The sequence below is a fragment of the Intestinirhabdus alba genome, from assembly GCF_009711095.1.
GTDB lineage: Bacteria > Pseudomonadota > Gammaproteobacteria > Enterobacterales > Enterobacteriaceae > Intestinirhabdus > Intestinirhabdus alba.
In genome coordinates this window covers 1-13,702 of the sequence record NZ_WMJZ01000055.1, presented here as the reverse complement: position 1 = coordinate 13,702, position 13,702 = coordinate 1, and the positions used below count along the sequence as shown (strand labels likewise).

14 protein-coding genes and 1 pseudogene are annotated in these 13,702 nt (G+C 52.4%); 12 read left to right on the top strand and 3 right to left on the bottom strand.

The window, feature by feature from the left end:
* Window positions 1–71: 71 nt before the first annotated feature.
* A complete protein-coding gene (gene fadE, locus GJV78_RS21415) occupies window positions 72–2,516 on the bottom strand; it encodes an acyl-CoA dehydrogenase FadE (RefSeq protein WP_155110141.1) in 2,445 nt (814 codons plus the stop codon).
* A gap of 238 nt (window positions 2,517–2,754) precedes the next feature.
* On the opposite strand from fadE, the gene lpcA reads away from it, so the two are divergent.
* Entirely contained in the window at window positions 2,755–3,333 is a 579-nt protein-coding gene (gene lpcA, locus GJV78_RS21410) for a D-sedoheptulose 7-phosphate isomerase (RefSeq protein ID WP_155110140.1), read from the top strand.
* Window positions 3,334–3,408: 75 nt separating this feature from the next.
* Window positions 3,409–4,239, top strand: a complete 831-nt coding sequence (locus GJV78_RS21405) for a class II glutamine amidotransferase (RefSeq protein ID WP_155110139.1) — start codon at window positions 3,409–3,411, stop codon at window positions 4,237–4,239.
* Here the strand turns inward: GJV78_RS21405 and GJV78_RS23105 are convergent.
* Window positions 4,210–4,357: pseudogene (locus GJV78_RS23105) on the bottom strand (peptidoglycan meso-diaminopimelic acid protein amidase); the annotation flags it as partial. The gene GJV78_RS21405 and the pseudogene GJV78_RS23105 sit on opposite strands and share 30 nt — an antisense overlap.
* A 474-nt stretch (window positions 4,358–4,831) precedes the next feature.
* On the opposite strand from GJV78_RS23105, the gene GJV78_RS21400 reads away from it, so the two are divergent.
* The 10 genes from GJV78_RS21400 (at window position 4,832) to GJV78_RS23375 (ending at window position 13,315) form a co-directional block, all read left to right on the top strand.
* Window positions 4,832–5,077, top strand: coding sequence for a hypothetical protein (locus GJV78_RS21400; protein WP_155110138.1), 246 nt, complete (start codon window positions 4,832–4,834; stop codon window positions 5,075–5,077).
* A 585-nt stretch (window positions 5,078–5,662) separates the two neighbouring features.
* Entirely contained in the window at window positions 5,663–8,173 is a 2,511-nt protein-coding gene (locus GJV78_RS21395) for a type VI secretion system Vgr family protein (RefSeq protein WP_155110137.1), read from the top strand.
* A 29-nt stretch (window positions 8,174–8,202) separates the two neighbouring features.
* The gene (locus GJV78_RS21390) at window positions 8,203–8,937 is read left to right on the top strand and encodes a peptidoglycan recognition protein family protein (protein WP_155110136.1); all 735 of its coding nucleotides are present in this window, start codon (window positions 8,203–8,205) and stop codon (window positions 8,935–8,937) included.
* 37 nt (window positions 8,938–8,974) lie between these two features.
* A complete protein-coding gene (locus tag GJV78_RS21385; RefSeq protein WP_167519692.1) occupies window positions 8,975–9,316 on the top strand; it encodes a hypothetical protein in 342 nt (113 codons plus the stop codon).
* Between the two features lie 46 nt (window positions 9,317–9,362).
* Window positions 9,363–9,761, top strand: coding sequence for a hypothetical protein (locus GJV78_RS21380; protein WP_155110134.1), 399 nt, complete (start codon window positions 9,363–9,365; stop codon window positions 9,759–9,761).
* 45 nt (window positions 9,762–9,806) lie between these two features.
* Window positions 9,807–10,451, top strand: coding sequence for a hypothetical protein (locus GJV78_RS21375; RefSeq protein ID WP_155110133.1), 645 nt, complete (start codon window positions 9,807–9,809; stop codon window positions 10,449–10,451).
* A gap of 165 nt (window positions 10,452–10,616) precedes the next feature.
* Window positions 10,617–11,003 carry a hypothetical protein gene (locus tag GJV78_RS21370; protein ID WP_155110132.1) on the top strand — a complete coding sequence of 129 codons (387 nt, stop codon included), beginning with the start codon at window positions 10,617–10,619 and terminating at the stop codon, window positions 11,001–11,003.
* Window positions 11,004–11,038: 35 nt separating this feature from the next.
* On the top strand, window positions 11,039–11,641 hold the full coding sequence (locus tag GJV78_RS21365; RefSeq protein ID WP_155110131.1) for a toxin-antitoxin system YwqK family antitoxin: 603 nt from the start codon (window positions 11,039–11,041) through the stop codon (window positions 11,639–11,641).
* A 217-nt stretch (window positions 11,642–11,858) separates the two neighbouring features.
* A complete protein-coding gene (locus GJV78_RS21360) occupies window positions 11,859–12,983 on the top strand; it encodes a hypothetical protein (RefSeq protein ID WP_155110130.1) in 1,125 nt (374 codons plus the stop codon).
* A complete protein-coding gene (locus tag GJV78_RS23375; RefSeq protein ID WP_209439276.1) occupies window positions 12,980–13,315 on the top strand; it encodes a hypothetical protein in 336 nt (111 codons plus the stop codon). The genes GJV78_RS21360 and GJV78_RS23375 overlap by 4 nt, the downstream gene beginning before the upstream one ends.
* Before the next feature lie 44 nt (window positions 13,316–13,359).
* On the opposite strand, the gene GJV78_RS23370 is transcribed toward GJV78_RS23375, so the two are convergent.
* Window positions 13,360–13,702, bottom strand: a 343-nt coding sequence (locus GJV78_RS23370) for a hypothetical protein (protein WP_209439275.1), incomplete at its 5' end; no start/stop codon positions are given.

Sequence of the window (13,702 nt, the reverse complement as noted above, 5' to 3'; positions counted from 1 at the left end):
CGTCCTTTTTTACCCGCCCATTACTGGGGATTCCTCAGCGCCGCAGCGGGGCTGGAAGATCCGGCTGGCCGTTACGCCGCCGCGATATTACGTACTTTCTCCGGCAGCTTTACCGGCTGCGTCGCCAGCGCCTCAGGTGCGAAGTCATCGACATTGATGCTGTGCAGGCGGCTCTCTTCCGCTTTTATCAGAATGGCGGCCTCATTTTTATCAATCAGACCTTTCGCCAGCGCGCTGTTCGCCAGCTCATCGAGGCGGGTAAACGGCAGGTTTTTGCCCAGCTCCCGGCAGATCCGCTGGTGAACCGGCTCGGCGGCAATCACCTCCAGCAGCGCCTGTTCCAACTGGCCCACCGGGTTGTGCTCGCCCGGCGTCAGGTATTGACCGCGGCCGAGGCGGGAGCGGGTGGCGCTCGGGATCTGCAGAATCTGTGCGACCTTATGATCCAGCCTGTCGGACGGTGCCAGATAGTGGCGACCGGTCGGGAAAATCACCGCCCTCAGCAGGCTGGCCGCCGCCCGGTTCGGGAAGTTCTGCAGCAGATCGTCCATCGCCTGTTCGGCCTGACAGAGCGCGTCCTGCACGCCCCAGTGTACCAGCGGCAGGTCGGCTTCCTGACGGCCCTCGTCGTCATACCGCTTCAGCGCGGAAGAGGCGAGATAGAGCTGGCTCAGGACGTCACCGAGCCGCGCCGAGATCCGCTCACGACGCTTCAGGCTGCCGCCCAGCACCGCCATCGAGACATCAGAGAGCAGCGCCAGGTTGGCGCTCAGGCGGTTCAGGTGCTGATAGTAGCGCTTCGTGGCGTCGCCGGTGGGCGTTGCGCTGGATAAGCCACGGGTCAGCCCCAGCCAGAAGCTGCGCATCATATTGCTGCCGACGTGGCCGATATGCTTAAACAACAGCTTATCGAAGGCGTTGACGTCATTGTTCTGCGCCGCCGCCATCTCTTCAAGGACGTAGGGATGACAGCGAATCGCTCCCTGGCCGAAGATCATCATGCTGCGGGTGAGAATATTCGCCCCCTCGACGGTAATGGCGATGGGCGCGCCCTGGTAGGCGCGGGCCAGAAAGTTGCTCTTGCCAAGCATAATGCCTTTGCCGCCGGTAATATCCATTGCCGCGATAATCGACTGCTGGCCGCGGTGGGTGCAGTGGTACTTCACAATGGCAGAGAGTACCGCCGGCTTCTCACCGAGCATAATACCGCTGGTAATCAGCGATGCGGCGGCGTCCATCACCCAGGCGTTCCCGGCAATGCGCGCCAGCGGCTCCTCAATCCCCTCCATCTTGCCGATGGAAATTTTGAACTGGCGGCGGATATGGGCGTACGCGCCGGTGGCGAGGGCGATGCTTTTCACGCTGCCGGTGGAGTTGGACGGCAGGGTGATGCCGCGGCCTACCGACAGACATTCCACCAGCATCCGCCAGCCCTGGCCGGCCATCTTCGGCCCGCCGATAATGTAATCAATCGGGACGAAGACGTCGTTACCGCGGGTCGGGCCGTTCTGGAACGGGACGTTCAGCGGAAAGTGGCGACGGCCAATTTCCACGCCGGGCGTTGAGGTGGGGATCAGTGCGCAGGTGATCCCCAGCTCCTGCGCGCCGCCGAGCAGCTTCTCCGGATCGGAGAGCTTAAAGGCGAGGCCCAGCACGGTGGCGACGGGGGCCAGGGTAATATAGCGCTTATTCCAGGTCAGGCGCATACCCAGCACCTGCTGACCCTGCCAGTCGCCCATACAGACCACGCCGATGTCCGGGATCGCCCCCGCATCGGAACCCGCTTCCGGGCTGGTCAGGGCAAAGCAGGGGATCTCCTGGCCCCGCGCCAGGCGCGGCAGGTAGTGATTTTTCTGCGCTTCGGTGCCGTAGTGCTGTAACAGTTCGCCCGGCCCTAACGAGTTCGGCACGCCGACGGTAATGGCGAGGATCCCGGAGACGCCGGCGAGTTTCTGCAGCACCCTGGCCTGGGCGTACGCCGAGAATTCCAGCCCGCCGTACTCCTTCTTAATGATCATCGCAAAGAAGCGGTGCTCTTTCAGATACACCCACAGCTCCGGCGGCAGGTCGGCCAGCTCGTGGGTAATCTGGAAGTCGTTGGCCATGCGGCATGCCTCTTCCACCGGGCCTTCGAGAAACGCCTGTTCCTCGGCGGTCAGCTGCGGCTGCGGGTAGTTGTGCAGTTTCTTCCAGTCGGGCTTGCCCTGAAACAGCTCGCCTTCCCACCAGGTTGTCCCGGCGTCGATGGCCTCTTTTTCGGTGCGCGACATCGGCGGCATCACCTTGCGGAAGCGGCGAAACGCCGGGGCGGAGATCGCCGACTTACGCACTGGCGTAACGTTGAACAGAAGGAGAACAATGGCCAGCGGAACCAGCAGCCAGAGCGTCCACAGGCCGACAGCGCCAGGCACCGCGGTCCATGCCAGCACAATCAGGCTGCTCAGCGGCAGGCTGACGCGGTGATAAAACAGCGCGCCGATCAGAAGAACCGTAGCGAGAATACTCAGAATCATCATAACGAAAAGCTCCCTTGCTTGTAGGAGGTCTGACCACTTGTGATGATATGGTTGTAGAGTATGTGAAATTTTTTATCAATGTGTTCACAAAATAATTACAACAAGGTTCACATTGTTGCCGCTTCCGGCGGCACGAAAAGCGAAAGCCGCCCCGGCGCACGCGGCTTCTGCTTCTCGCTTACGACGCTATCCGTTACACTGCATCCTGTCATTTACTTTCATGTTGAAGGATATCCTCATGTACCAGGATCTTATTCGTAACGAACTGAACGAAGCGGCAGAAACGCTGGCCAACTTTCTAAAAGATGACGCGAACCTTCACGGGATCCAGCGCGCGGCGGTGATGCTGGCGGACAGTTTCAAAGCGGGTGGCAAGGTACTCTCCTGCGGTAACGGCGGCTCCCACTGCGACGCCATGCATTTTGCCGAAGAGCTGACCGGCCGCTATCGTGAAAATCGTCCGGGCTATCCGGCGATCGCCATTTCCGACGTCAGCCATATCTCCTGCGTCAGCAACGACTTTGGCTACGACTACATCTTTTCCCGCTACGTGGAGTCGCTCGGGCGTGAAGGTGACGTGCTGCTGGGCATCTCAACCTCCGGCAACTCGGCTAACGTTATTAAGGCCATTGAGGCGGCGCGGGCGAAGGGGATGAAGGTCATTGCCCTGACCGGCAAGGATGGCGGCAAAATTGCCGGAACCGCGGATATTGAAATTCGCGTTCCGCACTTCGGCTACGCCGATCGTATTCAGGAAATCCATATTAAGGTGATTCATATCCTGATTCAGCTAATTGAAAAAGAGATGGTTAAGTAACGAGCAACAATTTCTTTACCAGCCGGCTGAAAGAATACGCCTTCAATCTTCTCCGGCGTTTTGTGGAGGTGATGTATGTGTGAACTGCTCGGGATGAGCGCCAACGTGCCGACCGATATCTGCTTTAGCTTCACCGGGCTGGTTCAGCGCGGCGGAGGAACCGGGCCGCACAAGGATGGCTGGGGCATTACCTTCTACGAAGGTAAAGGCTGTCGCACATTCAAAGATCCGCAGCCCAGCGTTCATTCGCCCGTTGCCAGGCTGGTACAGGAGTATCCCATCAAGTCTCACTCGGTGGTGGCCCATATTCGCCAGGCAAACCGGGGGGCGGTGGCGCTGGAGAACACCCATCCCTTTACCCGGGAGCTGTGGGGGCGCAACTGGACTTACGCCCATAACGGCCAGCTTAACGGCTACAGATCCCTGGAAACCGGTAATTTTCGCCCGGTTGGCGAAACCGACAGCGAAAAGGCCTTTTGCTGGCTGCTGCACCGGCTGACGCAGCGCTACCCGCGCACGCCGGGCAATATGCCGGCGGTGTTCAGGTATATCGCCACCCTGGCGGAGGAGCTGCGGGGAAAGGGTGTGTTTAACATGCTGCTGTCGGACGGGCGCTACGTGATGGCTTACTGCTCCACCCATTTGCACTGGATCACCCGCCGCGCGCCGTTTGGCGTCGCCACGCTGCTGGATCGGGACGTGGAGATAGACTTCAGTTCGCAGACCACGCCCAATGACGTGGTTACGGTNCTGGATCGGGACGTGGAGATAGACTTCAGTTCGCAGACCACGCCCAATGACGTGGTTACGGTGATCGCCACGCAGCCGCTGACGGGCAACGAAAGCTGGCAAAAAATTATGCCGGGCGAATGGCGCTTATTTTGCCTCGGGGAGCGCATAGTTTGACGCCAGCTGCGGCTGAACCAGCGGCTTGCCGATGACATAGCGGGCATCGGCAAGCCGATACAGTCGGCGGCCTGCGGGTTTGCTCAAAGTAGTCGTACCCAGGCTTTAGCTGCGCCCAGCAGAAACCGGCGAAGTGATTGGTCGCCTGGCGGTTCGTCCGGGCGAGACCCAGGGGCCTTATCCTGAAGGGCCAGCGCTACGGCTGTTCAAAACGCGCTGCGTTTTGTCCGGCAACTCGAATTATTTAGGATATTAACTTTTATGTTAATTAAGAGCCGACGATCCCACCAGGCTGGTTTATTCGCCATTTTGAACCCGGGCAGTGCCCGCGACAATTACGTCCGATTGGGCAGGTTTCAGGTGAAATCGGAATATTAATTTGCTGGTTATTGTTTTATTGGTTTTTATTTCTGATGGCGAGGTGGTTTTATTGCTTATTGCCTTAAGGATAGTGGTATATCGGAATCTTACAGGAGGTGGTTTTTTATTTATAGCGACAGAAATTTGAACCATAATGTTGATCCGGAACCCCTGTTTAGTTTAGTGTAATTTTGTTTAGGGATTCGTTAGCTTCATAAAGGAATATAGCGTTATGACCGATTTTTCCTTGCAAAGTGATTCGCCGGAAGCCCGTTCGGGGCCGGGCATGGGATGTATCCGGGGAATAAAAGCGCCCCTTCGCCTCCCGACATTCCGCACTGTTAATGATTCCAGTAACGATAAAAAACCCACATTTTTCTTCAACTATACCCTAAATAATTCGAGTTGCATGAAGGCGGCAAGCGAGCGACAAATTCGTCAGGAACGAATTTGCCCGACCACTGGTCGCCTGCGGTGAGGGACAGGGATGTCCCTCATTCATCCCCGGAAGCATAGCGAACACAGTGACCGGGGTGAGTGACAAATCTGCCCGGAGCAGATTTGAACGCCGCGCAGCGGCGGCCCGTCAGGGCGAGTCTCATGGATGAGACGAGTAACCCGTAGCCAACGCATATGCAGCTTGAAGTATGACGGGTATATTTCAATAAAAGCAGCAACTATAGAAGTCGCGATCTTTCAGGCGACTTAATAGTCACCACACCTTTATTTATGAATGTATTCAGAGCAATAGCGGTAATAACTAAATATCGTGGGCTATCAGTATCTGATTGCGGGTTGCAGGACAAAACGCAGCGCGTTTTGAACAGCTCCGGCGGCATTAATTCCCGGAAGCTTAAAAATTGGTCTGGCGTCGCGGGCTGATGCCTGCCGGATGACGGGCAGCCGTCATCGATGGATTAACCCCGCTCTTTTCTGAGCGCCTGTGCGGACCGGGCCGGACAGAAGGTACACATTTGGGGCTACCTGCTTTGTGCGCTTTGGTAAACAGCGACGGGCGGTAGCGTGTCCGGCCAGCCGGGAACCCGTTATAAGGAGATAACCAATGAGCGATATAGCGTCGCTGCTGTTCAGCCACAGCCACCACCTGCTGAAGGTGCGCGACTGCCCGTCGCCGCTGGACGTGCTCTGTTTTGAAGGCCATGAAGCGTTAAGCGAGCCGTTCCGCTGTGTGATTGAGTTTACCAGCGTGGATAAAACCCTTACGCCGCAGCAGATGCTGATGCAGAAAGCGTCGTTGACCCTGCAGGCGCCGGTGACTCAGGGATTCGGCGTTAAAGTGCAGCAGCCGGTGCGCACGCTTCAGGGGGTGGTGACAGAGTTTGAGCGGCTCTCCACCTCGAAGGATGAAACCCGCTATTCCCTGACTCTGCAGCCCCGTCTGGCGCTGCTCGCACGCTCGCGTCAGTGCCGTATTTATCAGGACATGTCGGTGCCGCAGATCGTGGAGCATATCCTCAGAACCCGCCACGCCATGCGCGGTCAGAATTTTCTCTTTACGCTGGCCTGTGAATATCCGCGCCGTGAGCAGGTGATGCAGTACGACGAGGATGATTTAACCTTCATCTCGCGCCTGCTGGCGGAGGTGGGCATCGGGTTTCGCTTTACCGCCGACAGCCGATTGAATATAGACGTGGCGGAATTTTTTGATGACCCGCGCCACTATGCGCCGGGCGTCACTCTGCCGTCGGTGCCGCCGTCCGGTCAGTATGATGACGACAGGGAATCGGCCTGGGCGCTGGAAAGTCACCACCGGATGGTGGAAAAAAGCGTGTACACCCGCGACTACAACTACCGCAACGCGCCGGAAGAGATGAGCCTGAGCATGGATGCCACAAGAGGGGGGGATACCACCACTTACGGCGAGGCGTATCACCAGGCGGACAATTACCTTACGCCAGGCGAGCATCACCGCCGCTTTCCGGAGCCGGAAAGCGGGGCGTTTTACGCCCGGCTGCGCCATGAACGTTACCTGAACGACCAGACGCGGCTTAGCGGGGAAGCCAACTGCGCGACGCTGGCCCCCGGTCAGGTGCTGAAGGTGACCGGCGGAGAAGAGGTGACGGACACCTTCCGCCGGGGCGTGGTGATAACCGCTGTTCACAGCCGGGCGCGGCGTGACCGCAGCTTTGCGGTGACGTTCCGGGCCATCCCGTGCCAGGAGGAGTACGGCTTCCGGCCGGCGCTTATCAGCAAACCGAAAATGGCGGGGACGCTTCCGGCCAGAGTGACCAGCACAAGAGCCAACGATATTTACGGTCATATTGACCGCGACGGACGTTATAAGGTCAGTCTGCTGTTTGACCGCGACGACTGGCCGCCGGGAGAAGAGAGCCTGTGGGTGCGTCAGGCGCGGCCCTATGCCGGAGACACTTACGGCCTGCATCTGCCGCTGCTGGCAGGGACTGAGGTGGCGATAGCCTTTGAACAGGGGGACCCGGACCGGCCGTACATTGCGGGGGTGCTGCACGATTCGGCGCACCCGGATCCTGTCACCATCCGTAACTACAAACGCAACGTACTCAGAACACCTGCCAACAACAAAATTCGCCTTGATGACACGCGGGGGCAGGAGCATATCAAGGTCAGCACCGAATACGGCGGCAAGAGTCAGCTCAGTCTCGGCCATCTGGTGGACAGTGACAGACAGAAGCGGGGCGAAGGGTTTGAATTAAGAACCGACAGTTACGGGGCGATACGGGCGCAGAAAGGGATATTCATTACGGCGGACGGTCAGCCGAAAGCGCAGGGAGAGGTGCTGGAGATGGCGGCGGGAATCAGCCATCTGAGGGAGGGACAGTCGCAGATGAGCGGCCTTTCCGGGGATGCGCAGAGGGCCACGGCAGCGCCAGCGGATTTACAGGCGCAGGTAAGCTGGCTGGAGCAGCAGGTAAAAGAGCTTAAGGAGGCGGTGATACTGCTGAGCGGGCCGCAGGGCATAGCGCTGAGCAGCGGGGCGCACCTGCAGGCTTCAGCGGCGGAAAATCTGATAGCCACGGCGGGAAAGAATGCCGATATCAGCGTGGTGAAGAACTTCTTTATCGGGGTGGGCAACAGGCTGAGCGTGTTTGTCAGAAAGCTGGGCATTAAGCTGATAGCCAGTCAGGGGCCGGTCACGGTGCAGGCGCAGAACGATGTGATGGAGCTGCTGGCGCGTAAGGGCATCACCATTGTCAGCACCGAAGATGAAATCAATATCATTGCGAAGAAGAAAATCACCCTGAACGGCGGAGGAAGCTATATCCTGCTGGATGAGAATAAGATTGAGTCGGGAACGGTGGGGGAATTTCTCACTAAAGCGGGCCGGTACGGGCGGCAGACGCGGGCGTCGGTGAAGCCAGAGATGATGGTCTTTCCGCTGATTGGTGATGGAGATTATAGTCGGCGCTTTGTGTTTGTAGACCGCGAAGGTATTCCATATATTAATATTAAATATATAGCAACCTTTATGGATGGTACGAAAAAAGAAGGTAGAACCGATAATAAAGGCTATACAGAAAGATTTTTCAGGTGTAATGAAGAGGAAATAAAAATTGAGCTTATGCCTGGATTTTGAGTTTTCATTTTTAATGAAAGGAGAGGTAGATGAGTGAGAATGAAATATTGAATGGTGGTAAGAAAAGTAATCCTTCACCACTAGTATATGATAAACATAAGGAACAGTGTGTCTATCGTACAACTACTATTTTGAATGGAGAGGCAAATGAAGATCAAAAATGCGTTGTGGAATTAATTTTTGTTGATGATGGTGGGTATATAAGAAACGCAGGACTTATAAAGAAAAGCATCCCTGAGCTTGAGAAGGGAGTTATGAAGAAAATAAATGCGATAGTATTGCATAGAACGGATTCTTCGACAGAACAAGGGCCGTTGGTGAGTTTTTCTAATGGTATCGGCACCCATTTTTTAATTGCAAAGAATGGTGATATATATCAAACGGCAAGTTTATTTTCATATACTAGCCATGTAGGGAAAATAAAATCTCGTTGTCAGGCAGAAAATACATGGTCAGAAGCAGAAAGGAAAATAATAGAATCCTTTGGCTGGAATCCCAAAAAATTATATAACCATGAAAAAGAAAAAGAGTATCCTTCTCGATATCCTTATAACGTTGACAGTATTGGGATTGAGGTTGTTGCGTTATATGACAAGAAAGTTAAAGAGTGGGGAAATCCTGCAAGTGAGCAGAAAAATTCAATTTCCACCCTCGTTGATATATTGATAAATATTTACGAATTAAGTGAGGAAGATATATATGAACATGACAGGATTAGTTATAAAACTGCCGGTGAAGGTGCTGGTCTTTATAGTGTTGATTAGTTTTTTGTTATTCTTCAAAGGCTCTCTGGAGGCCAAGGTGAAAATAATAAGTATAAGCAATCCTGTTTATATAGGAATTGTGAAAGAGAATATAACGCTAAAGCAAGCTTGCAATAACTGGATGATTGATTCTGATGATGTTGTTTCAATATTCAATCTAAGCATAAAGTATAACGATGAAGGTGGGATTCGTCGGGAGTTTTACTGGTTACCTTGCGAAATAAGAGGGAAGCTTGAAAGCAACGGAACTGAATGGACCTTTGTTATTAATGCTGCGTCAACTTCAATATGGAAAAATAACGAAGAGGAGATTTATTGGGGGTGTAAAAAAATAGGGTGCAATGAGTTTTTTTTATTACCTTTTGATGGACTGAAGTAACAAGTGGAATGCTCACACCAATTAATGCGTTTTTTAAAATGGACAAATGGCAATATCCGGCGGCTGGGATGCAATTGATTTTAACTGGAAGAAGTCAGGGGCAACTTGTGTCTTTTATGGCTGCAATTCAGGACATAATGAGTCAGAAGGATTTGCAGTGAGATTATCTTCATTGGATAATTTTAAAGAAGTTATCGTCTGGGGGCAGTCAACTTCATCATTTCCATCATTTGAACCTCATATCAGAGTAACAACTTTGGCAAGATCTACAAATACCGGCTGGGACATGGGGCCAACGTATATGGTGGGGGGGAAAGGAGGTGAAGGTTCATCTGCTATTTTGGGACCATATCCTGCAGCAACACCGTTGAATTTTTTTTGTAATGGTATTCATCTTGGAGAAAGTCATCAGGGGGCATTTAATGATCATAGAACGCGCACGTAATATTTTTTTATATTGTTAATGATATATTTTTCTCAAGGGTGTGATATGAATGATGAATTTTATGAACCGCCTTTTGAAGTCTATGGCGATATGGATATTTTAAAAAATATGGTGATTAATATAAAAATTCATTCTAATAGTGAAAAACATCCTGGGTTTCCTGTCTTTAAAATTCAGAGTCTGTTATATAAAGGTAATAAATATCCTGTGATACCTGATGAAAAGGGTATTGAGGTAGTACATTATACTATTTATTACTCCTATGGTGAGCAAGTCGGTAAGTTCGATTTTGATGCCGCGCTTCCCAGAGGAATGAGAAAAGGGCGGGATACTCATACTCTCTATGTGCATCGTAAAGACGGTGGTGTTTATTTTGAATATTATAGCCGAAAGGCTGATATTGATAAGAAAGACGCGCTTTCATCCAGTCATGTGACTATGTCACAAAATGAGTTTTTTAAAAAATATAAAATCTTAACTGCAGCTGAGCGGGAGAAGTATAAGGAAAGGTTATTCGGTTTTTTTGATTGCCGGGAACAGGACTACAGAGTTTATATGGATTATCTCAAAGGATTGCCACTGGAGGTAAAAAAGAGGATGAAAATACCGGAAAAATATTTGCGGGAAATGGATTTGCCAGACGATGAGTTAAAAGAGTTACTTGAAGATCCTGCCAGGATGAATGATTGAAAGATGATACAGTCTGGTTTTCGGTTAAGTATGCGGCTAGCTATAATAGCTGTTTTTTACATATGGGTAATTTAACTGAAGGATATGTTCCAGTATGGCAACTGGAAAAATGGAATGCTCTGTATGAGTATTTAATCAGAAACAGGCTGGATAGCAAGGGGGTGTATGTTGGTACGCTTACAATACAATAAAACTTTGTTGGTGTTCTTGTGTTTACTGGCTAATATAGCATATAGCGCGCCAAAGGAGACGAGTTTAAAACAATTTCGCTCCACCGAGGAAAGTCATGGCCTTTATGAAATAAATGAAGTCGCTGTAAAATTTCTTGAAGAAGAAAAAAAACGGACAGGTATTGAACGAAGAAGTTTAGAGCCAAACTTCAAAATTTGGGTTCCTTTGTGTGCTGTTCCATTAAGAGCGGCGTGGACACCTAAAGAGTATGGGCGCGTTGAATATTCTGTTGCGGTTTATTGTGATAAAACTGTTGATGGTAGCTATGAAAAAAAATGGCGAGTAGATATCCCGACTGCGCCCATAATAAAACCGAATTAATGACAATTGGCCTGGGGTTTTAAGGATGTTTCATTATGATTTTTTGTAAAAAAATATATATTGGATTGTTTTCGGTTTGTGTGTTTTTTCCGCTCCCCACCTTTTCTGCATCAGAGGGTTTACGCAGTGATAAATTTGTTGATCCAGAGAGGAACAGGCAAGTGATAATTACCAGGTATAATGCCGAACAACTGGAATATTTTCAGGAATTTAGCGGGGGTATACCGGATGGCATATATCAGTCATGGTGGAAAAATGGCCAGAGAAAATACAAAACATTTTTTGTCAAAGGAAAGGAAAATGGAGTAATACATTACTGGTATAAAAATGGGAGCAAACAATTTACCGGGAGTGTGAAAGATGGCGTTCTTGATGGTGAACTCACCTCATGGTACAGGAATGGAAATGAATGGACTAAAGAAAATTATGCGCGCGGGAAAAAGGATGGTGTCTGGAAATCATGGTATGAAAATCAAAAGCTCTCTTCCGTGTTAATATTTAGTTCCGGGGAAATACTTAAATGTTCCTCATGGGACTCTGAGGGGAATAGGGTTTATACCGGTAGCGAAAAGAAAAAATGTAAAAGTATTCATGATGAATATTACACCATGCCGATGGAATCTGAAGATCCGGGTTAAGGGGGTATAAATTGCTTGAATGACACAGAATTCCGAACGCTCTTATGATATGTAACCCCGGCCATCAATTACACCCGAATGATAGCCAAAATCATTCCCCTACAAGTATTTAAAAATGACATTCAATCTGAAAAATCTTCCACCGAAAGCATGGCGGCCTGAGCCGCCAAAGCCGCAGCGCTAGTTAGCTGCATTAGCTGTATTGCTGGCTGCAGGCGTGCTGTTTACGTGGCTTACCGAATCCTCTTTCGCCGGTCAATTTCACCGGATAGTAGTGCCGGGCATGCTGTTTGTCGTCTGGATGTTGGCAGGCAGTCTGCGTCTGGTGGTCTATCTGCTCTATCATGTAAGCGCCAATGCCTGGGACCGGCGGCGCGAAGCGTGGATTCTGGCTGAAACCCGCAAAAGCCGCCGCGCATTTCAAATACTGTCGGCCACGTTCAGGGTAGCCGGGTCAGAAGATGAGGATGGGGCTACGTTGCCCTCCACGCTGGAGACCCTGCTGCGTAACAAAACGCTGATAACGACACAGACGGCCTGGAATGGCGCTGCGGGTTGTTACCACAGTTCTCTTCCTCGTCAGCCGGGGCAGACGCCCGATGACGTGATTTATACGGTTTTTCTGGAGTTGATCTCTTCCGTTGGCGTTTCGCTGGTTCATTTACCGGAAGATAATCCGGTTGCGGTTTTGCTCGATCTCTCTTCCAGCGTATTCGCCTCACGAATACATACGCTCTGGCATCGGGCATGGCAGGAAAGCGGTATTGCACAACCGGTGGCGTTTGTTGACGGCAGCGGGCTGGCTTATGTGGATGAATGGCTTAATACCCGTATCCGCGATGAGGCGGTACTGCTGGTGGTGGCTGCACAGATAGCCCCGGCGACCCCCGAGGGGACGGGGGAAGCGGCAGTGGCGCTGCTGCTGGGCAACCGCCTGACCCAGCACAGGCTGGAGCCGCTGGCGCTGCTGCATCGCCCCGATGGCAGCACGCAGGCCGAGCTGGAGCAGGGTCTGACGCAGGCGGCTTATCATGTTCCCCTGAATAAGACGACGTTACAGCACCTTTGGTTGTGTGGTCTGAACCGGGAGCAGCGTGAGGCGGTCACGATACAGCGTCGTTCTCCGCTACTGGCCGCCGTGGTACATGACAACCTCCATAACCTTGATGCTTCGTTGGGCCAGAGCGGCCGCGTCGCTCCGTGGCTTGCAGTAGCGGCTGCCGCGCAGGCCGCACAAGAGCAACAGCTTCCCCAGATGATTATCAGCAGTGATGCCGGGCATAACGCGATATGGAGCGCGGTAATCTCCCCGCTGGCAACCCGGCAGGAGGCAGAAACGTGATGCGGATGTTCCTGCTCCGGACAGGAAAAAAACCGGAACTGTTTTTTGTTGCCAGTACAGCTCATCGCTGTGGCGCTGGCCGTTGCCTGCCTGATGGTCTGGCGGTAACCGGAAAAAAAGGGGCTGATTACGGAGCCTCCCGCCTGTTCCCGCTGTTTCTTTTTATGATGCCGATATTTTCCGGCCGGGGAAGAGTTGAGCGACGAGTAAACCGGTTACAGGGTGATGTTAGTAACCCGCTGGAAAAATCACCGGAAAAAACATCCGGATACCCTGGAGCTGTCGGTGCTGATTGCCCCATTTTACCGCCGCTACGGATCGTTCCGGCGTAATAAAATTCGCTGGCTGCTGATCCCGGAGGAGGCGGTACAGGACGCTATCGTGCCGGGACTTGCTGAAAAGCAGTGTTCGGAGCCGGACTGTTTGCCAGCAATAGCAGCATCCAGGGCGTCATCTGAATGCTGGAGCGAATGAAGTGAGAGAAAGTGAGTGGCGGCCTGTACTGGCTGACGCTGCCCGCTCCGGCTGCAGCGGCAGTTGTGTATGGCGCAGGGGCATTGCGTAACTCTACCATTCCGGCGCAGATATTCAGCGTGGAGCCTTCCATGCAGCGCCGGAGCGATGTGGCAGAAATTAGCGTCGGTGAGGACAGGACTTCCGCCGTCGCGAAGGCTGACCGAACAGGATCGGCGGCATTCATTTTGTAGCCGACCCGGTGC

Excerpts from the sequence above, each read along its gene's own strand:
- GJV78_RS21380 (WP_155110134.1), top strand. The coding sequence starts at position 9,363 with ATGGCAATATCCGGCGGCTGGGATGCAATTGATTTTAACTGGAAGAAG.
- lpcA (WP_155110140.1), top strand. The coding sequence starts at position 2,755 with ATGTACCAGGATCTTATTCGTAACGAACTGAACGAAGCGGCAGAAACG.
- GJV78_RS21365 (WP_155110131.1), top strand. The coding sequence starts at position 11,039 with ATGATTTTTTGTAAAAAAATATATATTGGATTGTTTTCGGTTTGTGTG.
- GJV78_RS21400 (WP_155110138.1), top strand. The coding sequence starts at position 4,832 with ATGACCGATTTTTCCTTGCAAAGTGATTCGCCGGAAGCCCGTTCGGGG.
- GJV78_RS21370 (WP_155110132.1), top strand. The coding sequence starts at position 10,617 with ATGTTGGTACGCTTACAATACAATAAAACTTTGTTGGTGTTCTTGTGT.
- GJV78_RS21375 (WP_155110133.1), top strand. The coding sequence starts at position 9,807 with ATGAATGATGAATTTTATGAACCGCCTTTTGAAGTCTATGGCGATATG.
- GJV78_RS21390 (WP_155110136.1), top strand. The coding sequence starts at position 8,203 with ATGAGTGAGAATGAAATATTGAATGGTGGTAAGAAAAGTAATCCTTCA.
- GJV78_RS21395 (WP_155110137.1), top strand. The coding sequence starts at position 5,663 with ATGAGCGATATAGCGTCGCTGCTGTTCAGCCACAGCCACCACCTGCTG.
- fadE (WP_155110141.1), bottom strand. The coding sequence starts at position 2,516 with ATGATGATTCTGAGTATTCTCGCTACGGTTCTTCTGATCGGCGCGCTG.